The organism is Pseudomonadota bacterium (assembly GCA_018823135.1).
Lineage (GTDB): Bacteria > Desulfobacterota > Desulfobulbia > Desulfobulbales > CALZHT01 > JAHJJF01.
The window spans coordinates 1-26,666 of sequence record JAHJJF010000051.1 but is presented as its reverse complement, the minus strand read 5'-3'; the positions used below and the strand labels follow the sequence as shown (position 1 = coordinate 26,666).

24 protein-coding genes are annotated in these 26,666 nt (G+C 46.5%); 15 read left to right on the top strand and 9 right to left on the bottom strand.

The annotated features are described in order from the left end of the window. Positions 1-143: 143 nt before the first annotated feature. Positions 144-1,307, top strand: a complete 1,164-nt coding sequence (locus KKE17_04685) for a hypothetical protein (protein MBU1709284.1) — start codon at positions 144-146, stop codon at positions 1,305-1,307. Between the two features lie 93 nt (positions 1,308-1,400). Here KKE17_04685 and KKE17_04680 read toward each other — a convergent pair whose 3' ends face one another. The 3 genes from KKE17_04680 to KKE17_04670 form a co-directional block, all read right to left on the bottom strand. After that, a complete protein-coding gene (locus KKE17_04680) occupies positions 1,401-2,021 on the bottom strand; it encodes a tetratricopeptide repeat protein (GenBank protein MBU1709283.1) in 621 nt (206 codons plus the stop codon). A 66-nt stretch (positions 2,022-2,087) separates the two neighbouring features. Next, positions 2,088-2,417 (bottom strand): cytochrome c family protein, encoded by a 330-nt coding sequence (locus tag KKE17_04675; GenBank protein MBU1709282.1) that lies wholly within the window; start codon positions 2,415-2,417, stop codon positions 2,088-2,090. 156 nt (positions 2,418-2,573) lie between these two features. Continuing rightward, positions 2,574-3,575 carry a peptidylprolyl isomerase gene (locus KKE17_04670; protein MBU1709281.1) on the bottom strand — a complete coding sequence of 334 codons (1,002 nt, stop codon included), beginning with the start codon at positions 3,573-3,575 and terminating at the stop codon, positions 2,574-2,576. A 393-nt stretch (positions 3,576-3,968) separates the two neighbouring features. Between KKE17_04670 and KKE17_04665 the strand changes: the two genes are divergently transcribed. From KKE17_04665 to lon, 3 genes are all read left to right on the top strand, one after another. Further along, the gene (locus KKE17_04665) at positions 3,969-4,427 is read left to right on the top strand and encodes a hypothetical protein (GenBank protein MBU1709280.1); all 459 of its coding nucleotides are present in this window, start codon (positions 3,969-3,971) and stop codon (positions 4,425-4,427) included. Positions 4,428-4,574: 147 nt separating this feature from the next. After that, complete coding sequence (locus KKE17_04660; GenBank protein MBU1709279.1) at positions 4,575-5,012, top strand: Hsp20/alpha crystallin family protein; 438 nt, start codon at positions 4,575-4,577, stop codon at positions 5,010-5,012. 31 nt (positions 5,013-5,043) lie between these two features. Continuing rightward, the gene (lon, locus tag KKE17_04655) at positions 5,044-7,449 is read left to right on the top strand and encodes an endopeptidase La (protein ID MBU1709278.1); all 2,406 of its coding nucleotides are present in this window, start codon (positions 5,044-5,046) and stop codon (positions 7,447-7,449) included. Positions 7,450-7,543: 94 nt separating this feature from the next. Here the strand turns inward: lon and KKE17_04650 are convergent, their stop codons facing one another. Both KKE17_04650 and KKE17_04645 read right to left on the bottom strand, forming a co-directional pair. Next, the gene (locus tag KKE17_04650; GenBank protein MBU1709277.1) at positions 7,544-8,479 is read right to left on the bottom strand and encodes a DUF2156 domain-containing protein; all 936 of its coding nucleotides are present in this window, start codon (positions 8,477-8,479) and stop codon (positions 7,544-7,546) included. 182 nt (positions 8,480-8,661) lie between these two features. Then, the gene (locus KKE17_04645) at positions 8,662-8,910 is read right to left on the bottom strand and encodes a hypothetical protein (protein MBU1709276.1); all 249 of its coding nucleotides are present in this window, start codon (positions 8,908-8,910) and stop codon (positions 8,662-8,664) included. Between the two features lie 511 nt (positions 8,911-9,421). Here KKE17_04645 and ispH point away from each other — a divergent pair. From ispH to KKE17_04615, 6 genes are all read left to right on the top strand, one after another. Further along, on the top strand, positions 9,422-11,146 hold the full coding sequence (gene ispH / locus KKE17_04640; protein MBU1709275.1) for a 4-hydroxy-3-methylbut-2-enyl diphosphate reductase: 1,725 nt from the start codon (positions 9,422-9,424) through the stop codon (positions 11,144-11,146). A 21-nt stretch (positions 11,147-11,167) separates the two neighbouring features. Further along, positions 11,168-12,259 (top strand): signal recognition particle-docking protein FtsY, encoded by a 1,092-nt coding sequence (gene ftsY, locus KKE17_04635; protein MBU1709274.1) that lies wholly within the window; start codon positions 11,168-11,170, stop codon positions 12,257-12,259. 138 nt (positions 12,260-12,397) lie between these two features. Beyond that, positions 12,398-13,144, top strand: coding sequence for a TerB family tellurite resistance protein (locus KKE17_04630; GenBank protein MBU1709273.1), 747 nt, complete (start codon positions 12,398-12,400; stop codon positions 13,142-13,144). 168 nt (positions 13,145-13,312) lie between these two features. Continuing rightward, positions 13,313-14,503, top strand: coding sequence for a pyridoxal phosphate-dependent aminotransferase (locus tag KKE17_04625; GenBank protein ID MBU1709272.1), 1,191 nt, complete (start codon positions 13,313-13,315; stop codon positions 14,501-14,503). After that, positions 14,460-15,614 (top strand): DUF3524 domain-containing protein, encoded by a 1,155-nt coding sequence (locus KKE17_04620; protein ID MBU1709271.1) that lies wholly within the window; start codon positions 14,460-14,462, stop codon positions 15,612-15,614. Before KKE17_04625 ends, KKE17_04620 begins: the two co-directional genes overlap by 44 nt. Positions 15,615-15,671: 57 nt before the next feature. Continuing rightward, entirely contained in the window at positions 15,672-16,118 is a 447-nt protein-coding gene (locus KKE17_04615) for a DUF1178 family protein (protein MBU1709270.1), read from the top strand. 87 nt (positions 16,119-16,205) lie between these two features. Here the strand turns inward: KKE17_04615 and KKE17_04610 are convergent, their stop codons facing one another. Beyond that, positions 16,206-16,409 carry a hypothetical protein gene (locus KKE17_04610; GenBank protein ID MBU1709269.1) on the bottom strand — a complete coding sequence of 68 codons (204 nt, stop codon included), beginning with the start codon at positions 16,407-16,409 and terminating at the stop codon, positions 16,206-16,208. 21 nt (positions 16,410-16,430) lie between these two features. Beyond that, complete coding sequence (gene glgB / locus KKE17_04605; GenBank protein MBU1709268.1) at positions 16,431-18,626, bottom strand: 1,4-alpha-glucan branching protein GlgB; 2,196 nt, start codon at positions 18,624-18,626, stop codon at positions 16,431-16,433. 311 nt (positions 18,627-18,937) lie between these two features. Here glgB and KKE17_04600 point away from each other — a divergent pair, with 311 nt between their 5' ends. From KKE17_04600 to KKE17_04585, 4 genes are all read left to right on the top strand, one after another. Further along, entirely contained in the window at positions 18,938-19,495 is a 558-nt protein-coding gene (locus tag KKE17_04600; GenBank protein ID MBU1709267.1) for a YqgE/AlgH family protein, read from the top strand. A gap of 28 nt (positions 19,496-19,523) precedes the next feature. Continuing rightward, complete coding sequence (speB, locus tag KKE17_04595; protein ID MBU1709266.1) at positions 19,524-20,408, top strand: agmatinase; 885 nt, start codon at positions 19,524-19,526, stop codon at positions 20,406-20,408. A gap of 112 nt (positions 20,409-20,520) precedes the next feature. Further along, a complete protein-coding gene (locus tag KKE17_04590) occupies positions 20,521-20,907 on the top strand; it encodes a YkgJ family cysteine cluster protein (protein ID MBU1709265.1) in 387 nt (128 codons plus the stop codon). Between the two features lie 18 nt (positions 20,908-20,925). Next, a complete protein-coding gene (locus KKE17_04585) occupies positions 20,926-21,393 on the top strand; it encodes a 23S rRNA (pseudouridine(1915)-N(3))-methyltransferase RlmH (protein ID MBU1709264.1) in 468 nt (155 codons plus the stop codon). Positions 21,394-21,580: 187 nt separating this feature from the next. Here KKE17_04585 and KKE17_04580 read toward each other — a convergent pair whose 3' ends face one another. Further along, positions 21,581-21,802 (bottom strand): NifU family protein, encoded by a 222-nt coding sequence (locus tag KKE17_04580; protein MBU1709263.1) that lies wholly within the window; start codon positions 21,800-21,802, stop codon positions 21,581-21,583. Between the two features lie 136 nt (positions 21,803-21,938). Further along, positions 21,939-23,663 carry a phosphoglucomutase gene (locus KKE17_04575; protein ID MBU1709262.1) on the bottom strand — a complete coding sequence of 575 codons (1,725 nt, stop codon included), beginning with the start codon at positions 23,661-23,663 and terminating at the stop codon, positions 21,939-21,941. 284 nt (positions 23,664-23,947) lie between these two features. On the opposite strand from KKE17_04575, the gene ppsA reads away from it, so the two are divergent. Continuing rightward, positions 23,948-26,389, top strand: a complete 2,442-nt coding sequence (gene ppsA, locus KKE17_04570; protein ID MBU1709261.1) for a phosphoenolpyruvate synthase — start codon at positions 23,948-23,950, stop codon at positions 26,387-26,389. Positions 26,390-26,666: the final 277 nt, after the last annotated feature.

Here is a 26,666-nt window from a genome sequence, read left to right as displayed (position 1 = left end):
GTGCCTTCACTTAATCAGGAAGTTGAGTGTGGGCTTTAAAAATGGAATATAGAAAAAAAATATCACTGACAATTCCTGGAATCCTGTGGAACGGGTTATTCAGGCGATGTCTTTTTTTGTGCCTGATTTTTTTGGCAGGGACCGTGTCAACCGTTTATGCAAAAGTAACCGGCCAATGCTCCAATTGCCATAGCATGCACAACAGCCAGAACGCCAGCACCATGGTTGCCATCGGCACATTCGGAACGTATGCCCGGTGGGATGGTGGACGAATTCAAGGCGGCGTTACTCACACGCCGCAGTCGACGCTTCTTATCAGTGACTGTGTCGGATGTCACAGCAGCTCAGGCAATCAAACCATAATCTCACTTGGCGGCACAAACGTCCCCATCGTTTTTAATCAGCAGGAACCAAGTAAAACGCCCCTCCCTGGAGGGACTAATCAGCTTGCCGGGGGCAATTTCTATTGGATGGTTTACGGCTCCGGTTCTCAGGCTGATAAGGATGGCAGGGGCCATAATGTTTACGGCATTTCCGGTATTGATTCGGTACTTACTGCAAATCCAGGTAATCCCATTGGTTGTGGAAATGCCAATGACTGCCATGAAAGTCTGGCCCATAAAAAGGAGATTGGTGGACCCGAGAGGGAAAACGGCTGCAGGGCCTGCCACACCCCCGATCACCACGGCGCTGATCCCTCTCCGGGGCCACAGGAAGATGCCGGCAGCGGTTGGTATAGATTTTTGAAACCGCAGACGCATACTTCGGTGTCACCGGGAGATGTTGAGCCGGTAACCGGAGTTGAGGATTCGCTCTGGGAACGGGATGCCATTGTTGGCGGCAGCAATCATAATATCTATTATGCCGGGGATTTTGAAGACCCCTATATCATCCCTTCTACATTGGGCCGTTTTTGCGCTGGTTGCCATCAGGATTTTCATGCTCCTGGAGATTACTGGGGGGACTGGGAACCTTACAGCGGTTCAGGTGAGAATGATAGCCCCTGGATACGTCATCCTGCTGATGCTAGAATCCGGAATATCGCTGGGAGTGAATATGGCGGAGCAAACGGAGTTATTGGTAAAAGTTATGATCCACTGGTGCCGGTGGGAAAAATTCTTGTGGGGGGCAGCCCGGGAACAGTTCTTGAAAATGATACGGTCATGTGTGTTTCCTGTCACAGGTCGCATGGCAGTCCCTATGCCGACATGCTCCGCTGGGATTATTCAGGCATGATGTCACACACAACCGGTCCTAGTGATACTAACGGTTGTTTCTTCTGCCACCGGGAAAAGGACGATTCGTAGATCTGCAAAGTAGATTGCATAAAAAAAGCCTGCACAAATTTTGTGCGGGCTTTTTTTATGCCTTTTGAAACGCGGCAGGCTGGATTGTTTCTATTATTCTTTGAGATTGTCCACCATCTCACGGATGGATTGTCCTCCCGGTCCGCTTGCAAAAGGATTGACTGCGAGGAGACCCTCCCATGCAGAAATGGCCCCCTGTTTGTCATTCATGTCATACATCAGGACAATGCCTTTATTGAAACGTGATTGCTCATGTTTCGGGTCGATTTTCATGGCCTTGTCAAACAGCTCAATGGCTTTTGCAGGATTTTTCGAGCGTCGGTACATTACCGCAAGATCAGTAATAACATCAGGCCGGTCCGGGTGAAGTTCAAGGGATTTTTCATAAGCGCGAATGGCTTTGGCGTATTTATGGGTGTCAAAATAAATATGCCCGAGGTTGGTCCATGCTTCGACATTATCCGGGTTTTTAGCGACCTCGGATTCAAGGCTCAGGATTGTATTCGCCTGCTCCGGCGTCAAACCCTGAGGTTGACCCGGGGAGGATGACGCTTGTTGATTCGGTTGTGAAAAGGTGACGGGGGAGGAAGTCGCGCCTCCTTTAAAAGAACTGAATACGACTCCACCCAGGAAGCCCACAACCAGTGTAATAAAAGCGACAGCATACATTAATTCTTTTTTTACATAATCCTTGCTGTCATTCTGTTCTGCCATTTTACTCTTCCTCAAGATATTGGATTTTTTGAAGTATGTGGATGAATGATGAATTTCCGTAAGTCATTATTTGTGGCAGGCGTTGCAGTCCTTGCCGATTGCAACTTTCATTGTTTTATGACATTGCCAGCAGACCGCCCGGTGAAAATCATTTGAAATGGTATCGATTTTGTTGATTTCAAAAAGAAGTTTGCTGCCCTTTTCATCAGTATGGCATTTTATGCATTCAAGCTTTTGTTGATGGGCTTTATGGTCAAAAATAACAGGTTTCTTTTTTCCCTGGATACTATATTTTTCTTTCAAATTAATGGTTTCGGGGCCGGGATTGATTTCCGCCTGAACCATGGGGACAGCAAAAACTAACAAAAGAATCAAGAGTATCTGATACACACGCATAACAAGCCTCTTTTTGATGTTGCCCTGTGGGCAGTTGAATCGTGATTCGTTCATACTCTATAAAAAAATTAAAACATGATTTTCATTACTACTGAACGAAAATCATGTTTTAATGACAGAGTCTGATTCAAAAAAATACAACCACCTTAAACTGAGTTACGATTTCTTCTCATCAAATAACCGTTCGATCTTGGCATTGCTTTTCAGTTCTTCAACATGTCGCATTACTTGTTTCTGGACTTTTTCTTGCACCAGGAACTGTTTGATCTGGCCTTGAATGTCGTCGTAGGTAATGGTTTGACCGGCTTTTATGTCGGTCACTTTTATGAGATGGTACCCAAATCTGGTCTCAACGATATCGCTTACTTCGTCTATTTTTAATGCAAACGCAGTTTGATCAAATGCTGGAACCATCCGCCCTTTTTCAAAGTAATTCAGGTCACCACCTTCAGCACTGCTGGGGCATTGTGAATACTCTTTTGCAAGGGCGGCAAAATCCTGGCCTTCCTTTAATTTCTTTTGGGCCTCAATCAATTTGTTCTTGGCTTTTTCCTTGTCTTCAGCAGAGGCGTTCTGGTCGACTTTGATGAGTATATGGCTGGCCCGGATTGTGTCGGGTTTTTGGAAAAACTGCGGATTATTGTCAAAATAAGCCTTAATCTCCTGGTCAGGGACCTCGATTTTAGAAACAAAACTATTTTTGATTAATTGATCGACAGCAAGACCCTTTCGAATATCTTTTTTAATCTCATCTTCGGTAAAATTCATTTGTGCGAGCCAGCCTTTGAAACCGTCTTCATCGGGAAATCTGCTTTTAAGATTGGCAAGTTGTTCATTGATCATGGTTTCTTCAACTTTGACATCAGCCTTGGTGCTTTCCTGAAAAAGCAGTTCGCCGCCAATGAGATTTTCTAGGATTTCTTCTTTTGCTTTTGTCAGCGCCTCTCCTTCCAGTTCTGCGCCGGTCCGGGCCAGGTGTTGCGATTGAGCCGCAGAGACCACCCTTTGGAAATATTGTTTTGAAATAACCGCACCATTAACTACAGCGACGTTATCCTCTGCGGCTTTTTTTTCTTCGGCGCGCACTGAGTTTGTCAGGGTGAAGGCGAATAGAAAGATATAAAGAGCAGCCAGAGTTTTTGACAGTGGTTTAAACATTGAAAGTATCTCCTTGAATATTATTGTTTAGAATTATTGTTGATGTGGGAAAAAGGGATTGGTTTTGTTCCTCATTATGAAGTTTATGCTCAGAAAAATTAACACAACTGCAAGTTATAGACAAGGAAATGAGAAGTTTGTTCTTATATTTTTGAGATGATGCGTTTATGGGTAATTTTAAAACCACAAAGATTTTATGATTTTATTGATAATAATGAAGAAAAAAAAGCGTTACGGCTTCAATGTTTTGACATGAATTGTAACCCTGAGTAATATGGATATAAATTAGCTGACCGCAAGGGGTATTTGAAGGTTTGGTTTTTACCTTCCTGACGGAGATTTTCTTCCGCAGACTGTTCCAGAATTTTTATACTTTATTTCAAGCAGGGTTTAATGGAAGAAGATAAACGACGAATATCAAGAATTCCCGGGGCTCTCACCGTATCATTGACCATATGTGACGCTGTGACCAACGAAAAAGTTGCAGGGCCTTTGAATGCCGATTTAAAAGATGTAACCCCTTTGGGGGTCGGTGTCTGTCTTGACCAGGTTCTCTTTGAGAATAATCATTTTTTTTATGCGGTATTTGACAGTGATCTGTTGAGTCTGTTTCTTGAATTTTCGCTTCCGGACGAATCGGTGGAAAAGCAGATAATTCATGTTAAACCGATCTGGTTCAATCGAAATGATGACCGGAATGCTCATCTGTTCCAGATGGGTCTGGAGTTCGTTCATGGTACCGATAGCAAACTCATAGAGACGTTGATGGGAGTTTTTTTCGGAGAAACCGGGACAAGGAGAGGTGGATTTCAGAATTTGATGGACAAGGTGAAAAACGTATTCAATAAATAACATCACTGTATTTTTAGTTTTTCATTAACAATCAGAGATAGAAACTGGTTGTATTTTCATAAGGCGGCCAAGCCTTGCCGAGCTCAACCGGAAAGGGCCCGCGGTCAACAATAACCCCGGTTTCTATTTTTTTATATGAGGTAAGAGATGGATCGATTCAAAAAACGAATCCTCAAGGAGTTTGAGGATATGGAACGGCACATGGGCCGAATGATGCGAAACGTTTCTCTGCCGAGAATGACCCCTTTACAGTCAGGCTCCTGGCTTCTGGCAACAGATGTCTATGAAACGGAAAAGGAATTGATTCTGTGCATGGATGTCATGGGAATGGAACCGGGTGATCTTTCAGTAGTTGTTGAAGAGGAGGGTGTAACGGTTTCCGGAGAGCGGGTATTTCCGGTAAACGACAGTATCGGTTGCATCCACCAACTTGAAATTGAGCGCGGACATTTTGAGCGAACTATTCCACTTCCTCAACTTATCGATCCTGCAGGATCAACTTCAATCTGTAAGAACGGCTATCTGTTAATACGGCTCCCGAAACAGAAGAAAGAGTCATGCGCAATCAAGATTAAGGTGAAATGATTTCTCCCAACACACTCAAAGAGACGGTTCGATGACTGATAAACCTGATAAAATGAAAAAAACTCCGGATTTCGTAAAAAAGTCCTCCAGCGGGGTGAATCCTGTTCAACTGCCGGTTCCCGAAGTGTTGTCGGTATTACCCATCTATGGATTTGTTTTTTTTCCGGGTATGGGATTTCCCCTGCAGGTGACGAATCCACAATCCAAGCAGATGATCGATCAAGCGCTTCTGGGGGATAAGCTTGTAGCAATTGTTTCACAGCAACAGACTGAAAACGCCGATAAAAAAACTATTCCAGGCGAGCTTCATTCAGTGGGGATAATGGGCTATATTCATAAAATGGTCAAGGCCCAGGAAGGGTTTTATCAAGTGCTTGTCAGTGCTGTAAAAAGGATCCGGGTGACTGATTTCATTCAAAAAAAACCATTTTATAAGGCAAAAGTAACAGAATACCCCATGCAGGGAGATATTGATCAGGAAGTTGACGCCTTTGTCCTTAATTTGCAGAACCAGTTCAGGAAATTAACTGATCTGTCTAATCTGCCCTCTGAGCTACAAATGACCATTTCTTCAATCAAGGAACCGTCTCATGTTGCCTATTTTATAATTTCTCAATTGAATCTGCCCATTGATGAAGAACAGCGATTGCTTGAGTTCGTTAACCTCAAGGAACTCCTTCAAGCAACATCACGCGAGCTTTCCAGACGACTGGAAACCGTTGAAATGAGCAATGCGATTCAGAAAAACGTGAAGGACGACATGGACGGGAAGCAGAAGGAATTCTATCTCCGACAACAATTGAAGGCCATTCGTAAAGAACTTGGCGAGGACCAGGAAAATCCTGATCTGGCAGAACTGAAAACAAAACTGAAAGAAGCTGATCTGGATGAGGAAGCTCAAAAAACAGCGGTAAAGGAGCTTGCCCGGCTGGAAAGAATTTCTCCTTCTTCTCCTGAATATACTGTTTCAAGAACGTATCTGGACTGGCTCTTGGAGCTGCCCTGGAAAGTATCCACCAAGGATACCCTGGATATTAATAACGCGCAGAAAACCCTTGATCAGGACCATTATGGTCTTGAGGTAATCAAAAAAAGAATTATCGAATTCCTTGCCGTCCGTAAATTGAAGAATGACATGCATGGGCCGATTCTCTGTTTCAGCGGTCCGCCAGGTGTAGGGAAAACTTCCCTGGGCCAGTCCATCGCCAGGACTATGAACAGAAAGTTCGTGCGAATTTCCCTGGGTGGTGTGCGTGACGAGGCTGAGATCCGCGGCCATCGCCGGACTTATATCGGAGCATTGCCGGGACGAATCATTCAGAGTCTCAGAAAAACCGGCTCGAATAATCCTCTTTTCATGCTTGATGAAATTGACAAGCTTGGTATGGATTTTCGGGGCGATCCATCTTCGGCGCTTCTTGAGGTTCTCGATCCGGAGCAGAATTTCACCTTTGCCGACCATTACCTGGAAATCCCTTTTGATCTGTCCAAGGTCATGTTCATTACCACGGCCAATTTTATTGATAATATTCCCGGGCCGCTTCGCGACCGCATGGAAATAATCGAGCTTTCCGGCTACACCGAACATGAAAAAGTTATGATTGCCAAACGGCACCTGGTTCCCAAACAGCTTGAGGCGCATGCGCTGACCCGCGATAATCTGCGATTTACCGATAGTGCCATTCGCCACATTATCAGATACTACACCCGCGAGGCCGGAGTAAGGGGCATCGAGAGAAAGCTTGCCGGGGTGTGTCGGGGAGTGGCAAAGGATATTGTTTCCGGCAAGAAAAAACTTGTCACTATTACGCCGGAAGAAGTGGCAAATTTTCTTGGGCTGCAACAGTTTTTTCCCGAGACCAAAGCCCGGTCCTGGGGGCCGGGTCTGGCAACGGGTCTGGCCTGGACACCGGTGGGTGGCGTGCTGCTTTTTATAGAAGCTGCCAAAATGACCGGCAGAGGCGGATTGTCTCTTACCGGCAAGCTCGGTGATGTCATGAAGGAATCGGCTGCCGCGGCATTGACCTACATCCGTTCTCATACTGCGGAACTTGAAATAAACGATAAGCTCTTTGCTGAAAACGATCTGCATATTCATGTTCCCGAGGGAGCCATTCCCAAGGACGGGCCTTCGGCCGGGGTATCGATTGTTGTTGCTCTGGCATCATTGTTGACGGGGCGTCCGGTGCGGAAAAATATAGCGATGACTGGTGAGATAACCCTGCGTGGTGATGTCCTGCCGGTTGGGGGAATAAAGGAAAAAGTCCTTGCCGCAATACGTTCCGGAATCAAAGAAGTGATTCTTCCAAGCTTAAATGAAAAAGATGTAGTGGAAATGCCCGATAAAGTAAAAAAGGGCATACAATTCCATTTTGTTCATGACATACAGACTGCATTCGATCTGGCGCTGATTAAACAAAGATCAAAAAAGAAATAGCATTGCAATGCCGGGACTCAGGAGCAGAAATTCTGAAGATGGGCTCTCTGATCAGTTGTTCCGCCGATCAGCGGGCAGGTGGAACTTCAATTATTTAATCAACGGTATCGTCATCCATGCAGGTCACTGGTTTTTGGAGAGGTATAATCTCGGAACCTGAAAGGATAAGATCGAATTTTTCGACGAAATGATCGGGATAATAACTTTCTTTAGCCTGCCGTAACCCGGGTATCCCCAGATCCTGTTCACGATTTATATATTTGAATTCGCCCAGGGCGTATTGTGCAAACCATTGGTTTATGAGCTGCCAGAGGCCGTTCACACCGGGAAGCGCTTTTTCAAAATGGCACACCGCGGTTTCCGGGTTCAATCTTTCGCCAAGGGTGTATGCCTGTATCGCACCATCCACCCTGATCGCCCCTCCTGTCATCGTAAGGGTGTCGAAATGTCTGAGTGCTTCATTGATGGCAATGTATTCGGTACATAATCCCGGATTTTGGCCGCATTTTCTCGAATGGCACCACGTTTTCTGCATTTGGATGCATTCATCAAGGTTGGTGCGGGAAATGGATTCATACTCACAGTCATAATTTTGTAGACATTGCTTGATGTGGTTACGTTTTTTAGAAAATTGACGACCGGCAAGACCGGCAAGGTCTGATGTCTTGTAAACATAATCCCAGTTGTCACGGTCCTGTCGGGGTTGTAACTGGTTATTCTCATGAGAGGGAAAATGTTTTGCAGGGATTCGAATTGCCCCTTTCAACGGAAATTGTATGCATTCGATAACTTCGGTAAGGCTTGCCGGACCGATGGGAGGGCCGAGAATTATTTTTTCTTCTTTTTCATATCCGGCTGAGGAAATCAGGATAATCATTGATCCGCAAATTTCAGTAAACCAGACCGGTCTCGATTTTCGCCAGACAAAGAGATTGGTAAATGTCTGTTCTGAAATTTCCGGAGGATACTTTTCAAGATAGGATGAAAAGATCGGCAGGGTGTCCAGGGATATGGGTTTCAAAGATTTCATGGTATAAAAATGGTCGACTCACGATGGAACTCTTCATGCGTCGACCTTTCATTTTTTGGTGTATGTAATTCTACCCCAGTATGGGGTAATTATTTTTTCTGTCCGTGTCCGCGATATATTATAACCTGAACAGTTCTTAAAGCGTGCAGGGTAATGATCTAGAAACGCTAATTACCGAGTATTCAGGTCATCTCAATATTTTTTCGAAGTTGGGCGATCTGCAATCCCAGGGAAACGCATTGCTTCCCATTCATGCAGTCGTTGGCTTCATTTTCCTCCAGATAGGTCTTGAGGTTGTGTTTGTCTTTGGTAAGATCAACGACCCATGCGTTGTTTATTCCCTCAAAGTCAACTTTAACATCAATACCGCATTGGCCGATATCAGGAAATACTGTCGCAATTTTTTTGCATAACTCTTCTTTTGTAAACATGCCGCACCTCCTTATCACTGTAAATGCTGTATTTTGAGATAATTCCGGTGAATCAAGTTGATAACCGGATCCTGTTAAACATTGTTTGTTATTATAACTATATGCACTTAAAGGAAGGATTGTAAATCTTCTATTTTAAAAAACATTTTGGGCGGGCTGAAAAAACTTAAATCTCATCGGGTAAAGAGCGTCATATATGCCACTTGCAATAGCAAGTGTTTATGTTTAAAGTCTTCGCAAAATTGCTGGGTTCGCAAAAAGCCGGATTCTGAATTATCGCCACCTGTAATTTTAATAAGTTGCAGGAGAAATACGCGTCCGACGAGTGCTTTTTGCGAGTCCGACAAAATTGCTGGGTTCGCAAAAATCCGGATTCTGAATTATCGCCACCTGTAATTTTAATAAGTTGCAGGAGAAATACGCGTCCGACGAGTGCTTTTTGCGAGTCCGACAATTTTTAAAACTGCAAATACACATACTTTATAATCTATAAATCGTAAGCCAAAGTAATATGGAAGTTATTCTTGCAGCCCATGCCGGATTCTGCATGGGCGTTCGACGAGCAGTGGAAACCACCATTGAAATTGTCCGGAAGGAGGATGAGGGCATTGCCACGTTCGGGCCGCTCATTCATAATCCACAGGTTCTGGATCTCCTCAATGAACGAGGCGTCCGGGTTCTGGATCACGTTCCTGAAAAGGGCGAGGGAACAATTATTATCCGGGCCCATGGTATTCCGCCGGCCCTGAAACAGCAGCTGATCGCTTCCGGCGCCAGGGTCCAGGATGCCACCTGCCCGAGAGTTGTCAAGGTTCAGGTTATCATCAAGAAATATCGCAACAAGGGGTACTCAACGGTTATCATCGGTGACAGAAACCATGCCGAGGTTGAAGGACTCATGGGTTATGCAGGAGAAAATTGCCATGTAGTGAGTTCCGAACAAGACCTTGAAAAGCTGAAGGTGGCCGCCCCTTATATTATTGTCAGTCAGACCACTCAGGATGAAATATCCTTTGAGAACATCAGTCAGAAGATTCTTGAATATTTCCCCGGCGGCGAAGTGTTTAACACCATCTGCGATTCCACCCATAAACGTCAGGAAGAAGTTCGGAAATTATGTGAGAAAGTTCAGGCTATGGTTGTGGTGGGAGGCAAGGCGAGCGCTAATACCCAAAGACTCGGCAAGATTGCCCAGGGAATGGGATGCCCGGTGTTCATGATCGAAAACCAGGAAGATCTCGACATCAAAGCACTGTCTGCATTTGATTGTGTCGGGGTAACTGCCGGCGCTTCAACACCTTCCTGGATGATAAAGTGGGTAGTGCGGGCCCTGGAAGCGGTTCCCGGGAAAAGTGACGGCCTTATCCGCCCGGTAATCAATAGGTTCCTGTGGCTTCTGCTTGCAACAAATTTTTACATAAGCCTGGGTGGAGGGCTTATGGCCTATGCCTTTGGAAAGCTGTTGAGCGGCGAACAGAGCGGCGCTAATTTTTTTCTGGCATTTGGCTATCTGTTTGCCATGCATAATATTAACCGTTTTACCGACCAGCGCTCCAAGAAAATCAATGACCCCATCCGGGCGTTGTTTTATCGCCGCTACCGATGGACTTTTCTGATTGCCTCGGCAATAGCCCTTACCGGTTCGCTGACCCTGGCATTCGGTATGGGAAGTCAATCCTTCCTGCTGCTTCTGGGGATGAGCATATTGGGGGTTTTATACAGCGTCCGGTTCATTCCGAAATCCTTATCCACTGTTACACGTGTTCGAGGACTCAAGGAAATACCGGGCTCAAAGTCGATATTTGTTGCCATGGCCTGGGCTTTTGTGATTGTAGTGGTACCGGCATTTGAAAGTTCAACGGGGGTGACGCCTTATATACTGGGTGGGACAATTATTGTCTTCCTCCTTGCATACCTGCGAAGCGCGCTTTTTGATGTGTTTGATATTCTGGGTGACAGGCTGGTGGGCAAGGAGACCCTGCCGGTCTGGATCGGTGAAAAAAGAACGCTGCTTATTCTGCATGTCATCAATGCACTTCTGATAATAATTGTCTTGTCCGCACCCTTGATGGGATTGCTTCCGGTTGCGGCCTACTGGCTCGGCCCTGGAATAATCTATCAGGGGGCGCTTGTTTATTTTTACGATAAAGGCAGGTTCCGCGAAGGGTTCCGACTTGAATTTGCCGTGGAAACAACGGTTTTCATTATTGCCTTTTCAGTATGGTTCGCCGTCTGATTTGAAAGCAAGGAGAAATTAATGCTTGGTTGGTTTAAAAGAAAATTAATAACAAAACACAAGGATGCAGAATCCGAGAAAGCAGCAGTTGCGTCCCCGCAAGTTGTCACGGCAGATGAACATGCTGTGGAATCCGTGCCAGCTCAGTCTCAACCGCCGGTAGTCAAGGGAACTGAAGAATCATTCTCTAAACCTGGTCTTTTGGGGAGGCTCAAGGAGCAGCTTGCAAAAACCAGGGATTCTTTCGTCACCCGGGTTGATGAATTGTTTCTCGGCAAGAAGGTGATCGACCGGGAGCTCCTTGATGATCTGGAAGAAGTTCTTATCAGCGCTGATCTTGGTGTGGACACCGTCATGGATCTCCTTGAAGATGCACGGGAACGCTTGAGCCGGAAGGAGCTTGACAACCCCCAGACCTTGCGGCAGGCGCTTAAGGTGAAAATGCTTGAATTTTTGTCGAGCAACGATTTGTCCCGAGAGATGTCCATGCCGGAGAATGAGCCATTTGTTATAATGGTCACCGGAGTCAATGGTGTTGGTAAAACCACCAGCATCGGCAAGATCGCTCATAAATTCAAACAGGCCGGCCGCAGTGTGCTGCTGGTTGCCGGTGATACCTTCAGAGCCGCTGCGGTTGACCAGCTCAAGATATGGGGAGAAAGGGTAGGCGTCGAGGTGGTCTCTCAGAAAACCGGTTCAGATCCTTCATCCGTGGTCTACGATGCATTGGATCACGCCAAGGCAAAAAAATATGATGTGGTTCTCATCGATACAGCCGGTCGCATGCATACCAAAGTGAATCTCATGGAAGAGCTTCGGAAGATAAAAAGGGTCATTTCCAAAAAAATCCCTGGTGCGCCCCATGAAGTGATGCTGGTCATTGATGCCACCACCGGTCAGAACGGCATTTCCCAGGCGCGCCTTTTTAATGAGGTCTGTGGCCTCACCGGGCTTACCCTGACCAAGCTTGACGGCACGGCAAAGGGCGGCATCGTCGTCAATATCTGTCGTGAGTTCAACATCCCGATCCGGTTTATCGGCATTGGTGAACAGATGGATGATTTGCGGGATTTTGATGCCAGTGAGTTTGTGGATGCGCTTTTTTCGGAATAAGTCACACCAGATGTTTTTAGCTTTTGATATTTATTTCTCCAGGATGGTTTAAACCAGATGAACGGCTCAATACATTACCGCAGACATGATCAACCCGGTTGCGGCGGGTGTCTTTTGGTCATTGCCTTGATTCTTTTAATGACCGGCGGCGCTCCGGCTCTGTTTAATTTTCTCGGCATTCTGTTTTTCGGCGTAATATTTTTCATACTTATGGGGATTGCGGCCTTTGTGGGGTTTACCTATTACATCAGGAAAAAGGTCAGTACTTATGAAAAATCCCAGACCGAAACTCATAATACCTTTGTTTTTCTGCTGGTTAATATTCTCATTAAAATAGCCCAGGTCGATGACCGGGTATCCAAGGAAGAAATCAACACCATCAATGATTTTTTCCGCCACCATCTCAAGTACTCACAAAGCCAGATGTACTGGGTTCGCGATCTGATCAAAGACGCTGCTGAGTCAACTGTAACTCTTGATTCTTTGCTGGCCGATTTCAAGCAGCGTTTTGCCTACGAGCCCCGATTGATCCTGCTTGAACTCATATATCAGGTTATTTATGCTGATTTGACCCCTGACGTCCGCGAGATGGATCTGGCCCAGAAAATTGCTGACTATCTGGGGATTTCATCATACGACCACCAGTCCATACGAGCAAAATATATGAGCAGCGGTGAGAGGCGGGTGGGGGATAATGCGAGATATTATGAGATTCTCGGCTTGGAGCCGGGTGCAACCCCGGCAGAAATCAAAAAAGCCTATCGCGCGCTCAGTATGAAATATCATCCGGATAAGGTGAATCATCTCGGTGAAGAATTCAAGCAGGTTGCCGAAGAGAAGATGAAGCTTCTTAATGAGGCTTACCAGCGTCTTGCCAAGGCATGATGATAATTTGCAGTTCGCGCCTTCAAACCGACACCTTTGTCGTCGGCAGCGCTTTGCGGCTTCGCGCCGTACTGAATACTGTCTCGTCGCTGCTCGAGGGGCCTTTGCGGTCTCAACTCGAATGCTTGCTGGAATGGCGTAGAAATATGAATATGTGAGGAGTCATCCATGACAATTTCAAATAAAATGATCGGCTTTTCAAAGAAATCCTCCTGGATCCGTCTGATGTTTGAAAAAGGCGCCAAGCTCAAGGCGGAGTTTGGTGCGGAGAATATTTTTGATTTCAGCCTTGGCAATCCGGATATTCCGCCGCCGGCAGAATTGTCTGCGACTCTGTTGCGTCTTGCCGCAGAAAAAAATGCCGGGCAACACGCTTATATGCCTAATGCCGGTTATCCTAAGGTTCGCCAAAGCGTTGCTCAAAAAGTTTCAGGCGAACAGGGGGTGGAAGTTGGTTTTGAAAATATCATCATGACCTGCGGGGCTGCCGGCGGTTTGAACGTGATCATGAAATCCCTGCTGAATCCCGGCGATGAAGTGATAATTCTTGCGCCTTATTTTGTCGAGTATGTTTTCTATATTGATAACCATGGAGGGGTCCCGGTGATAGTAGCCACTGCCGAGGATTTCAGCCTGGATATATCGGCGATTTCACGAGCCCTTACTCCAAAAACCAAGGCAATTATCGTCAATAGTCCGAATAATCCTTCAGGGCAGATATATTCTGAAAAATCCCTTGCCCAACTTGCCGAAGCGCTTAAGCAGGCAGAAAAAAAATTCGGCGCGCCGGTGTATATCGTTTCAGACGAACCATACCGGAAGATCGTCTACGACGGTCTGGAAGTTCCCAGTATTTTTAACGCCTACGCCAATAGTCTGGTGGTGACCTCCTTTTCCAAGGATTTATCCATCCCCGGTGAGAGAATCGGTTTTATCGCGGTCCACCCGGAGGTTCAGGACCGTCTGCAACTCCTTGAAGTCATGATCCTGGCGAACCGCATATTGGGGTTTGTCAACGCCCCTGCCTTGATGCAAAGGGTTGTGGGTGAGATGGCGCCGGCGTCCATTGATGCCGGTGTCTATGCCGTACGCCGTCAAATGTTCTGCGATATTCTCTCACAGTGTGGCTACGAGTTCGTTGCACCCAAGGGCGCTTTTTATGTCTTCCCCAAATCTCCCCTTGAAAGTGATGTGGAATTTGTTGACATCCTTCAGCAAAACAAAATACTTGCCGTCCCCGGCACCGGTTTCGGTACTCCCGGATATTTTCGGCTTGCCTTTTGCGTTGAAAACTCGGTGATACAAAGATCTTCAGATGCTTTCCGCCGGGCTATGGATACGGCCCGAAATAAGGTTTGATGTGACTGGCGCCGTACTCTCTTCAACGCGGGAAAAAATTATCGTGCTGGAGCCATATTTCGGCGGCTCCCATAAGGCTTTTTTAAGGGGTCTTGAGAAACATCTCGACCTTGATTTTGAATTTCATACACTCCCTGCCCGCAAATGGAAATGGCGCATGCGTCTGGCGGCGCCGTATTTCGCAGACAAACTTCATAAACAGGGACATCGGGATGAACAGCCCGGGAATGCCTGCATCCTCTGCTCAACCTTTGTCGATGTGGCGGCTTTCCGCTCCCTGGCCCCGGATTGGGCCAAACCACTCCCCCTTGTCACCTATTTTCATGAGAATCAATTCGCCTATCCAGTGCAGGTTGATGATGAAAGGGACTATCATTTTGCCGTGACCAATTTTACAACCGCCTTGGCTTCCGATCTCATTGCATTTAATTCTCAACACAATCTGTCCACCTTTCTCATTGGATTAAAGGACTTCCTCAAGAAAACGCCTGATATGAAGTTCAAAGGGGTCGAACATCTGATTTGCAATAAATCCAGGGTGCTGTTTCCTGGCCAGGATTTTGAAGACATTGACCGGCAGGAAGGATTGCGCAACGGCAATGATCCGGTTATTTTATGGAATCACCGTTGGGAGCACGATAAACAGCCGGAGATATTTTTTGAAGCCCTTTATTCTCTGGATCAGAAAGGTTTTGATTTTAAGTTGATTGTCGCCGGCGAATCGTTTAAGCAATCCCCGGCGGTTTTTAAACAGGCCGAAAATCTACTCGCAAAGAGAATTCTCCATTTCGGCCATGCCCGGTCAAGAAAAGAATATGTCGAACTTCTCAGGCACTCGGATATCGTAGTTTCCACTGCCAATCATGAATTTTTTGGAATCGCGGTTATCGAAGCAGTCCGTGCCGGCTGCAGGCCGCTTTTGCCCGGGAGGCTTTCATATCCTGAGTTGTTTCCGGCTGAATTTCTTTATGACGCTGATGAAGATTTTCAGGAGGCGCTTATTTCGACCCTTGCAAAGGGGAGATTGTCAAAGGACAATGCCCATGAACTTACAGAGCGTTTTTCGTGGAACTGTCTTGCGGATCAATATAGAGAATGGTTACATTTTTAGTGTCTGAGCAGATTTTTGTTTTGTTTGATGAGAAATTAATTATAAGTGTGCAAAACGATGATTATTTTTGATTTAGCCTGTATCTGCGGTTTTCAGTATGAAGGTTGGTTTAATGACCGTGATGATTTTGAAAAACAGCTGGAGTCAGGGATTCTGACCTGCCCGCAATGCGGCGATGTGTCTATTCGCAAGATTTTATCCCCGGTAGCAGTTCACACCGGAAAAGACCTGCGGATTTCCCACCCGAAGATTGAGGAAGACGAATCAAGTCAGGAGGCTGCAGCCAAGAAGGTCCTGATCCTGTTGCAGAAGTATGTTGAAAAAAATTATGAGGATGTTGGGGCCCAATTGGCAGAGAAAGCACTCAAGATGCATTACGGAGTCGAAACGATGCGGAACATCCGTGGAGTGGCAACCGCTGAAGAAGAGGAGTGTCTTGAAAAGGAAGGAATAGAGGTCCTTAAAATTCCCCTGCCAAGAGAAAAGGACGACAAGCTGAATTGACTGCCAGGATATGCTCAAAGCCTTTTTTTACAAACCGGAACGGTGAAAGATCCGCGAAACAGGTGAAGTGCCCTTGACAAAAGCGGGCTAACACCCGGAGCCGTCTTTAGCCTGGTCCATCAGCTTCCGGTCCAGAAAGCTGCATTCCTTGGGAGTGAGGTCAAAGCGGATTCCAGCATCTTTGATTACTGCATCTCTGGTTTTTTCGGGATACATGGCCAGGGTGTCGCAAATCCATTTCACCGCTTTTCTGATTCTATCTCCCTCAGGTTGTATGTCGACGTTTCCCATAATTTCTCTATGCTATGAAGTTTACTCGGGTTTAAGGATTATTCCGCCTAACGGTGGTATTGAAACAAGAACATGATACGGTGCTTCACCGTAGGCCTCATGGATGGGATCTTTGAGGGTCGGGTTCTTGACATCGGTGCCGCCAAAAGAGGTCAGGTCAGAGCAAAATACCTCTCTGTATTTCCTGTCAGAGGGGACACCTAATTTATAGCCGTGGTGTGCCTGTGGCGTGAAGTTCAGCACGCAGACCAGGTGATCATTTTTATTGTTTGCGAACCTGGCAAATGCGATGATGCTGTTATCAACATCCTTGAAATCCATCCACTTGAATCCTTCAAAGGAAAAATCGTCTTCCCAGAGCGCCGGTTCATTTCGATAAAAGTGGTTAAGTGTTTTGACAAATTCATGCAGGCGCCGGTGATTTCCTTCATGCTCCATGAGATGCCAGTCCAGGCTTACCTTGCAATACCATTCCGAATACTGTCCGAATTCGCCGCCCATGAACAGCAGCTTTTTACCCGGATGAGTCCACATGAAAAAGAAAAGCAATCGGAGATTGGCAAACTGCTGCCACGGGTCGCCCGGCATTTTGGCAAGCAGCGACCGTTTGCCGTGTACTACCTCATCATGTGAAAGAGGCAGGATAAAGCTTTCCGTAAAGGCGTAAAGCAGTGAAAATGTCAGAGAATTATGGTGGTGCTTCCGGTAGATGGGATCCTTGCTGAAAAAAGTAAGCATATCGTTCATCCAGCCCATATTCCATTTGAAACCGAAGCCAAGCCCTCCCTGGTCTGCAGGCCTTGAGACCCCGTAGAAACTTGTGGATTCTTCGGCAATTGTCATTGCGCCCGGAAACCGCTCGTAGAGAACGCTGTTCAAATGGCGGAGGAATTCTATCGCTTCGATGTTTTCCTTGCCGCCATATGGGTTTGGAATCCACTCCTTATCCTTTCTGCCGTAGTCTTTATAGAGCATGGAGGCCACAGCATCCACCCGGAGTCCGTCGATATGGAATTTGTCCAGCCAGAATAAAGCGTTGGCGATGAGAAAGTTTCTTACTTCGTTCCGGCCGTAATTAAAGATCAGGGTGCCCCATTCGGGATGCATTCCTTCCTGTGGATGCTGATGTTCGTATAAATGTGAACCGTCGAATCTTCCCAGGGCGTGACCGTCGGTGGGAAAGTGGGCCGGCGCCCAGTCAAGCAGGACGCCAATGCCGTTTTGATGGCAGCAATCGACAAAATACATGAAATCCTGCGGGGTACCGTGCCTGCTGGTTACAGAAAAATAGCCGGTTGTCTGGTAGCCCCATGATTCATCATAGGGATGCTCCATGATGGGCATGAGCTCGATATGGGTGAATCCCATTTCCTTTATATATGGGATAAGCGACTTGGCCAACTCCCTGTATGTAAGAAACCGTTCCGCATTACCGGGGTCTCGCTGCCAGGAGCCGAGATGCATTTCATAGATTGAGAAAGGTTTTTTATAGAGGGTTGACCTGTCGCGGTTATTGATCCATTCTTCGTCCTGCCAGGAATAGGTGTTGAGGTCCCAGACAATGGAAGCGGTCTTGGGGCGCAGTTCTGAAAAAAACTGGTACGGATCGGCTTTTTCATGGAGGCTCATGTCCTGAGCGCGGATTTCATACTTATATGCTTCGCCATGTTTGATTCCCGGGATGAAAAGCTCCCAGATTCCTGAGCCGCCCAGGGAGCGCATCTGGTGAACGCGCCCGTCCCACCAGTTGAAGTCGCCGATAACACTGACCCGTCGTGCAGAAGGGGCCCAGACTCTGAATATCGTACCGTCAACCCCGTCGATGGTGGTGGTGTGTGCTCCGAGTTTTTCGAATATCTGGTAATGATTGCCGGCATTGAATAGATGCCTGTCAAATTCGGAAAGCTGGGGGAGGTACCGGTATGGATCCTTGAAGGTCTTTCGGGAGTTATCGAAGCTTGTGATCTCCAGAAAATAATCGAAGGGTTCGGTATATCCGGTAATGATCAGTTCGAAGAGGCCCTCACTGCGCATTTTATACATGTCAAGGGACTGGTCGTTGGCGAGCACTCTGACGGATGATGCGTGGGGCTGGAAGGTCCTGATAATAGCTTCCGGCGGCGATTGATTAATTATATGGAGTCCGAGAACCTGAAAGGGGTCATGCTGGTCGGATTTAATTATTCTTTCAAGTTCTTTCTCAACGATAGTGGACACTCATTTCTCCTTCATAAGGATTGCTAAATATAAATAAAACTGTTTAACGGAATTGAAAGTAGTCTATCACAAGAAAAAAAGTAAATGCTATTTTTTTATTACCTGTCAAATTTTTCTAAACAGGGGTAAAGAATATGCCGATTGATAAGGCGATTATCTGGTTCTTTGCGCTATGCTGTTGTGATATGGTGAACACGGTATTGCCAAGTACCTGTGCCTGATATAATATAAGTTATCAAGAAAACTGAAACCAGGATCAACCTGGTTTTAGGATCAGAACGTTTATCCAGCACATTAATTATTTGATACCAATGGAATCTCTTAAAAACAGGTTTTTAATCGCTACTCCGCAGATGCCGGATCCCCGTTTTCAGGAACAGGTGATTTACATGTGCGTTCACAATGAAGAGGAAGGCGCAATGGGATTTATCATTAATCAGCCCACAGCGATTTCATTGGTTGAAATATTGAAAAGCGCTGAGATTCCTGTTCCGGATCAACAATTGCCGCCGGTTTATTTCGGCGGCCCCGTTGAACTTGAAGCCGCCTTTTTTCTGTATTCTACCAAAAATGCTTACCAGATCGAGCATCAAATCAACATAAGTGACTCGGTGAGTCTTTCCCGTGATCCGAAAATTCTGCGTGATATTGCTGCAAGCCGCGGACCAAGCGATTATATTTTTCTTCTTGGCTATGCTGGATGGGCGCCCGGGCAGCTGGAAAACGAATTGACGGTCAACGGCTGGCTTACCTTGCCGGCAGATTATGAAGATATTTTTCATACCCCGGATTCCCTCAAATGGCGAAATGTCGCCATGAAACACGGCATTGATATCGATCTTTTCGGAGATGAGATCGGTACCGCCTGAATCTTCTCCTTGTGCATCCTGATAAACCATGAGTGATTTTCAGTTTCTTGATAAAGACGAGGCATGTGAATGCCTGGCGCTGATAAAGCGTGTAAGCCTCATATCCGCGCCCCTTGCAAGCTCAGTGAGCTGGGGAAAGGGCACGGATCGAGGCCCTGGAGCAATTATAGATGCCTCAAAAGCTCTTGAGGTGTTTGATGATGAATTGAAAGTTGAAACCTTCCGGGCAGGGATTGAGACCCTGCCGCCGCTGCAGCTTGCAGGATTATCTGCTGCAGAAGCTTTGAAAATAATCGAAGAATCTGTGGATACGGCCCTTTTGCAAGATCGTCTGCCCGTTGTGCTGGGCGGAGAGCACACCGTCACCCTGCCGGCGGTAAGGGCCTGCGCGCGGCAATATCCCGACCTTCAGGTCATCCAGTTTGACGCCCATCTTGATCTCAGGGACAGCTACCAGGGGAATCCGTTGAGTCACGCCTGTGTCATGCGGCGCATCGATGATCTCGGACTGCGGTTCCTGCAGGTCGGCATCAGGTCATTTTCCAGGGAGGAATGGGATTTCATCTCAGGAAAAGGTTTGCAGCCGTATTTTATGGAAAGAATCCATAATGAGGAAGACTGGATGGAGCGATTTTGCTCGGAACTGGCTGAAAATATTTATATAACCTTTGATGTTGACGCCCTGGATCCTTCAATAATGCCTGCAACCGGCACCCCTGAGCCGGATGGGCTGACCTGGGCGCAGACCACCAGGCTGTTAAGAAAAATAATCCGGACCGGCAAGGTTGTGGGTCTTGATTTTGTCGAGTTCTCGCCCATTGCCGATAACCCCTCCGCCTCTTTTACCGTTGCCAAATTGATTTATCGGACACTTGGGTATATACTGTCTCCGTTAATTTCAGATTCAAAATAAACTGGATTAGTTGTTTATCGCTTTTGGGATTCTGTCAAAATGAATTTTTTATCCTTTGTGTCAAGGATACTTATCTAGTGCTGTAGATTTTAAAAAAATAGAGGAACAATAATTGGAAGAAGAAATTTTTGAATGCCAACAATGCGGCTATTGTTGTCAGGGAGAAACAACAGTTTCTCTGGATGATAATGATGTTAAGCGTATGGTTGATTATCTGGATATGCCCTTTGAAGAAGTTAAGGAAAAATATTTCCGGGTGACCGGTAATGTAACTCAGATGAAGACCGAAGACGGTCATTGTATTTTTTATGACAATGGCTGCACAGTTCATCCTGGGAGACCCTGGCGATGCGCGCAATGGCCTCTCCACCCGAGTATTCTTGGTGACCGATCAAATTACCAACCGATCAGCGGCTCCTGCCCCGGCATTAAGAATGAACTCGGCTATGATGAGTTCTGCAGAAAGCTGAAGGTTATTCTTGATAAGAAAAATGTTTAAGGAAAATCATGGATATCAATGAAAATTGAATTTCTGTTTATCGGCAAGACCCGCGAGATCTACCTGGCTCAGGGGATTGATGATTATTGCAAGCGTCTGCAACGCTATGTGAATGCAGAAATCAAGACCATAAAAACCAGCATCCGAAGTAACAGTTCCCCGGAAGTTCTTAAACTGGAGGAGGGCAAAGCACTTCTTGCCCGGCTTGAAAAACAATCCTATATGATTGCTTTGGATCCGGGAGGGAAGACCCTGACATCTGAAGATCTGGCCCGGGATATTACCAACCTTGAGAGTCAGGGAAGGAGATCTTTGTCGTTTATTATCGGAGGTGAGTTGGGACTGGCTCAGGATGTCCTGGCTCAGGCTGATTATGTATTATCGCTTTCAAAAATGACCTTTACCCATGAAATGGCCCGGATGATCCTGCTTGAGCAGGTTTACCGGGCCTACACGATCAAGGCGGGTACTAATTATCATAAATGATGGGCTTGTCTTTAAGCCCTGTGGATAAAAAGTCACTGTACTGAAAGGTTCACCACATAATATTCTATTGTATTGCGCAATTACTCGATGTAATCAGTCTTTTCGAAGTCTCATTGCATTCGATATTCGCAATCTGCGATTTCATCATTTATAAATAAGCCGATCCGATTAAACCAATAATGTTGTCTTATACAGACTCCACTGATTTTACCTCAGGTACTTCGGTGCGGACGAATTTTTCAATACCGTTTTTCAAAGTCATCTGCGACATCGGGCAACCCTTGCAGGCTCCGGTCAACTGTACTTTGACAATCCCGTCATCAGTAACATCAACAAGGACAACATCGCCACCGTCCTGCTGCAGAGTGGGCCTGACCTTGTCCAAAGCGGCCTGGACTTTATCTCGCATGGATTTTCTCCTGAATTAATGTTTTTTACAGATAATGGTGCAAACGCTCAAACGCAATCAAGTATTTAAGCATTGTATGAGTTTAAATTTCTATATAGCACAGGATGTTGAAAGTTGCCACCGGTGTTGAGGCAGTCTATACCAGGCCGATATCGCCAAGCATTTTCATGGCTGTTGTAAAGAGCGCCGCCCGGCCCGCATCGGTTCGCGCTTCAACGTAAAACCTGACTTTGGGTTCTGTGCCGGACGGCCGGATCATGATCCAGCTTTCGTCCTCAAAAATCATTTTAAGTCCATCGATATCAATGATTTTTTTTATGGTCTTTTCTTGATCACCGATGGCAACCCTTGAACCCACCGTATATTTTTTCAGGTTTGCCAGGGTGCCCAGGAGCTCTTCACCTTTGAGGCTGACCCGCACCGAATCGCGGTCCGGAAAATATTTTCCGTAAGTGTTTTGGATCTCAAGCAAGTAATCACCGAGGTTTTTATTCAGGGTCAGAACCATGTCAAGGGCAAGTATCAGGCCGATATAGGCATCTTTTTCCGGGGTGTGGCCGATAACGGTGATCCCATCTGATTCTTCAAAGCAGACAAGGGATTTATCAATCACCGGCTTAAATTCTTTAAATCCCACGGCGGGCTCGAAAATTTCTTCGTCAAAGGCCGCTGCAAGGGCGTTGGCGAAATTGCTGGTGGCCACGGTCTTTGCCACCATCCCGGTTTTTCGTTTGATTTCATGTAAAAAATGATAGGCCATGGCACCGAACTGGTTCATGCTGATTTCGGTTGTGCCATCGGTGAAACGGATGCGGTCCGCATCAGGATCAATGATCATTCCGAGTTTGAGTAGTTCAGGGCGGGAGTGAAGGGTTTCCATGACAAGCTTCATATTTGCCGAGGAAGGTTCCGGCGCAACGCCTCCGAAGGTGTAGTCCTGGTCGGCACGGAAAAGCAGGAGTCTTTCGCTGGTGGTATCCTTAAATATCGGACGGATGTTCACCCTGCTTGCGCCGTGCACACAATCAACCGCAACCACCAGATCATTATTTTCTATAAAATTATTGATGATGCCATCATAATCCAGGCCGTGACGGGTTTTGTTTTTGATGACCAGCTGTTTCCAGAGTTCAAGGGCATCTATATTTTTCATCAGAGCGGGATCGGGATTAATCGTGATCCGAGGGTTTTCGGAAATTATCGCCCGGGCTTTTTTGGTAATCCAATCAGTGAGAACCTGTGCGGCAGGGCCAGCGTCTGCGGCATTATATTTGAAACCCGCATATTCAAGTGGATTGTGGCTCGGGGTGAGATTGATTGAAAAAGCAGCTTTGAGTTCGAGCACAGCAGCTGAAAGGGCGCCGGTTGAACTTTCGCCGGCATAATGAACCGTAAAGCCGTTCGAGGTGAGCACCTCGGCTGTTGATTTTGCGAGCCATTCGCCGCCGAAGCGGTTGTCAAACCCCAGGACACATCCTTTGACTTTTGCTTCATCTAGGCTGTTAACCCCGAGAGGGCTGGCAAGTTGCGGATCCCTTTCAAGGTGCTGGTACAGAGAAATTATTGCCAGGGTAACCTGGGTTATGGATTGCAGGAAAAAATCTTTCCCAAGAATTCCCCGCCATCCGGAAGTGCCGAATTTGACAGGGGTGACCGGCTGGGAAGTGTTAGTTGAAATTTCATCCTGAACAAGGCGATATATTTCATCGATTTTATCCTGCCACTGTTTGGAATCCTTCTCAGGCGAGCTCTCTCGCAAGCCGACAAGTTTTTTTATGACGGCAAAATAATCGCTTTGAGCATGGTTTCCTGGAGTAATATGTTTTTGATACATTTCAGTTGCCAAACCATTGTCGTTCATGTCGGATTCCCTTTACGCAGTTTATCAAAGTAAGCTTAATTGAGCATGTAATAGTTTTGAAGAATAAAAACGGCATTAAAAAACACAATAATCTGGAAATCAATGCCATAGTTACTTAAGATATTCCGCGCCGCAATGCAAGGTTTCGGTTGACCACAGGGTCAAGATTAGATATACAGATTATGTATAATGCTTCAATCATTATCAGGCCTGAGAGTATTTTTTTTCCGTTCTGAAACTTTCAAAACCATTACTTGTAACCGATTGATCAACAGGAGAAAACAATGGCAGAAAAACACGATAGCGAATTAATCCTTTGGTTCGATGATATCTCAATTGAAGATGTGCCTCTGGTTGGTGGTAAAAACGCCTCTCTTGGTGAAATGTATCAAAATTTGACTTCAAAAGGTGTCGCTGTTCCACACGGTTTTGCCATTACGGCATATGCCTATCGCTATCTGCTGAAAGCCGCTGGCATTGAGGACGAGATACGGCAAGTCCTTTCTGACCTTGATACCGAGGATATGCATAATCTGGCAGAGCGTGGAGAGAAATGTCGTAAGATTATCCGCAATGCCAAATTCCCTGAAGATCTGCGCCAGGTCATTATCGAGGCATACCAGAAAATGGAGGAGGAGTACGGCAAAGGTGTTCCCGTTGCCGTACGCTCTTCAGCAACCGCCGAGGATCTGCCGGACGCCTCATTTGCCGGCCAGCAGGAAACCTACCTCAACGTCCACGGCTACGATAATATCATTGAGAACTGCCGGAAATGTTTTGCCTCCCTGTTCACCAACCGCGCCATCTCCTATCGAAAACACCAGGGTTTTGGTCAGTTTGACGTTTATCTGTCGATTACCATCCAGAAAATGGTTCGAAGTGATTCCGCCTCTTCCGGTGTTCTTTTCTCCATTGATACCGAATCGGGTTTCAAGGATGCGGTCTTTATCACCGGCGCCTGGGGATTGGGTGAGAATGTGGTTCAGGGGGCGGTCAATCCGGATGAATATTATGTATTCAAACCGACCCTCAAAGAGGGCAAGCGGCCCATCGTCGGGAAGCGGGTTGGTTCCAAAGAGATCAAGATGATCTATGATAACGATCCAACAACTAAAGAGCCGGTTAAGAATATTGCCACCACCCCTGCAGAGAGAGCTGCATATGTAATCACCGATGACGAGATTCTGCTGCTTGCCAAATGGGCCTGCATTATTGAAGACCATTATAATAAGGGAATGGACATTGAGTGGGCAAAAGACGGTGACGGAGTAAACGTCGGCACCGGCGAATTGTTTATCGTTCAGGCCCGTCCCGAGACCGTTCACTCGCAGGCATCCAAAGGGATCATGGAAACCTATAAGCTTAAAGAAAAGGGCAAGGTTCTTGCCGAGGGTCTGGCTGTAGGCACCAAGATTGGCAAGGGCATGGCCCATTGCATTGATGATGTCAAGGATATCAGTACGTTCAAGAAGGGTGAGGTTCTGGTCACCGATATGACCGATCCCGACTGGGAGCCGATCATGAAGATCGCCGCCGCCATCGTCACCAACCGTGGTGGTCGTACATGTCATGCTGCAATCATTTCTCGTGAGCTTGGAATTCCCTGTGTTATCGGGACCGGTGACGCTACTGAAAATATCAAGACCGGACAGGATATCACCGCATCTTCCGCCGAAGGTGAGACCGGTTACGTCTATGAAGGCCTGCTCGATTTCGAGGTCGAAAGACTTGATCTCGGCGACCTGCCGGCGACTAAGACCAAGATCATGATGAATCTGGCCATTCCGGAGAAAGCATTCACCGAGTGCCAGATCCCTAATGATGGTGTGGGATTGGCCCGTGAAGAGTTCATTATCAACTCCCATATCGGCCTCCATCCCCTGGCGTTGTATAACTACGAAGAGCTTAAGAAATCCAACGATCCTGAGAAGATGGAAATTGTCAGGAAGATCGACGATAAAACCGGCGCCTATACCGATAAAAAACAGTTTTTCATTGATAAGGTTGCCGAAGGTGTCGGCCGGATTGCCGCAGGTTTTTATCCGAAAGATGTTATTGTTCGTCTTTCCGACTTCAAGAGCAACGAGTATGCCAATCTGGTGGGAGGCACCCTGTATGAACCGCATGAAGAAAACCCGATGATCGGCTGGCGTGGCGCCTCGAGGTATTACGATCCGAAATACCGGCCGGCTTTTGAGCTTGAGTGTCAGGGGCTTTTAAAGGCCCGTAACGATATGGGCCTCAATAATATCAAACTTATGGTGCCTTTCTGTCGTACCCCGGAAGAAGGTAGAAAAGTCATTCAGGTCATGAAAGAATGTGGGCTGGTGCAGGGTGAGAATGGTCTGGAAGTCTACGTTATGTGCGAGATTCCCAGCAATGTCATCTCTGCGGACGCCTTTGCCGATATCTTTGACGGATTTTCCATCGGCTCCAACGACCTCACCCAGCTCACTTACGGTCTGGACCGTGACTCCGGTCTTATCGCCGGTATCGCAGATGAACGTCATGACGCTGTTAAGGATATGATCCGCATGGTTATTGCCACGGCCAAACGTCGCAAAAAGAAGATCGGCATCTGCGGTCAGGGCCCATCGGATTTTCCTGATTTTGCCACTTTTCTGGTTGAATGCGGCATAGACTCCATGAGCCTGATTCCGGATACGGCTGTCAAGACACGACTGGCTGTTCATGAAAAAGAAAAGGAAATGGGAATCGCTCCCTGAGAGAAATTCTCTGTAAATGTTTTAAACCAAGGGTGAAGGAGAATATTCTTCACCCTTTTTTATTGCCCTTCTTTCGTGTTCTGTTTTTCAGTTAAACTGAAAAGAGTTTAACGATAAGTATCGAACTTGGTGTTATAGAAGTGGTCCCCAAAATTCGGACAGTGAGTTAAGGTGAAAAACCACACACTGACGAAGAGGATCAAATGAGCAAAACGAAACGGAAACGGTATTCAGCAGAATTTAAAGCGAAGGTTGCCCTGGAGGCCATCAAGGGAGA

Coding starts and splice junctions, on each gene's coding strand:
- KKE17_04680 (MBU1709283.1), bottom strand. CDS start 2,021: ATGGCAGAACAGAATGACAGCAAGGATTATGTAAAAAAAGAATTAATG.
- KKE17_04675 (MBU1709282.1), bottom strand. CDS start 2,417: ATGCGTGTGTATCAGATACTCTTGATTCTTTTGTTAGTTTTTGCTGTC.
- KKE17_04670 (MBU1709281.1), bottom strand. CDS start 3,575: ATGTTTAAACCACTGTCAAAAACTCTGGCTGCTCTTTATATCTTTCTA.
- KKE17_04665 (MBU1709280.1), top strand. CDS start 3,969: ATGGAAGAAGATAAACGACGAATATCAAGAATTCCCGGGGCTCTCACC.
- KKE17_04660 (MBU1709279.1), top strand. CDS start 4,575: ATGGATCGATTCAAAAAACGAATCCTCAAGGAGTTTGAGGATATGGAA.
- lon (MBU1709278.1), top strand. CDS start 5,044: ATGACTGATAAACCTGATAAAATGAAAAAAACTCCGGATTTCGTAAAA.
- KKE17_04650 (MBU1709277.1), bottom strand. CDS start 8,479: ATGAAATCTTTGAAACCCATATCCCTGGACACCCTGCCGATCTTTTCA.
- KKE17_04645 (MBU1709276.1), bottom strand. CDS start 8,910: ATGTTTACAAAAGAAGAGTTATGCAAAAAAATTGCGACAGTATTTCCT.
- ispH (MBU1709275.1), top strand. CDS start 9,422: ATGGAAGTTATTCTTGCAGCCCATGCCGGATTCTGCATGGGCGTTCGA.
- ftsY (MBU1709274.1), top strand. CDS start 11,168: ATGCTTGGTTGGTTTAAAAGAAAATTAATAACAAAACACAAGGATGCA.
- KKE17_04630 (MBU1709273.1), top strand. CDS start 12,398: ATGACCGGCGGCGCTCCGGCTCTGTTTAATTTTCTCGGCATTCTGTTT.
- KKE17_04625 (MBU1709272.1), top strand. CDS start 13,313: ATGACAATTTCAAATAAAATGATCGGCTTTTCAAAGAAATCCTCCTGG.
- KKE17_04620 (MBU1709271.1), top strand. CDS start 14,460: ATGCTTTCCGCCGGGCTATGGATACGGCCCGAAATAAGGTTTGATGTG.
- KKE17_04615 (MBU1709270.1), top strand. CDS start 15,672: ATGATTATTTTTGATTTAGCCTGTATCTGCGGTTTTCAGTATGAAGGT.
- KKE17_04610 (MBU1709269.1), bottom strand. CDS start 16,409: ATGGGAAACGTCGACATACAACCTGAGGGAGATAGAATCAGAAAAGCG.
- KKE17_04600 (MBU1709267.1), top strand. CDS start 18,938: ATGGAATCTCTTAAAAACAGGTTTTTAATCGCTACTCCGCAGATGCCG.
- speB (MBU1709266.1), top strand. CDS start 19,524: ATGAGTGATTTTCAGTTTCTTGATAAAGACGAGGCATGTGAATGCCTG.
- KKE17_04585 (MBU1709264.1), top strand. CDS start 20,926: ATGAAAATTGAATTTCTGTTTATCGGCAAGACCCGCGAGATCTACCTG.
- KKE17_04580 (MBU1709263.1), bottom strand. CDS start 21,802: ATGCGAGATAAAGTCCAGGCCGCTTTGGACAAGGTCAGGCCCACTCTG.
- KKE17_04575 (MBU1709262.1), bottom strand. CDS start 23,663: ATGAACGACAATGGTTTGGCAACTGAAATGTATCAAAAACATATTACT.
- ppsA (MBU1709261.1), top strand. CDS start 23,948: ATGGCAGAAAAACACGATAGCGAATTAATCCTTTGGTTCGATGATATC.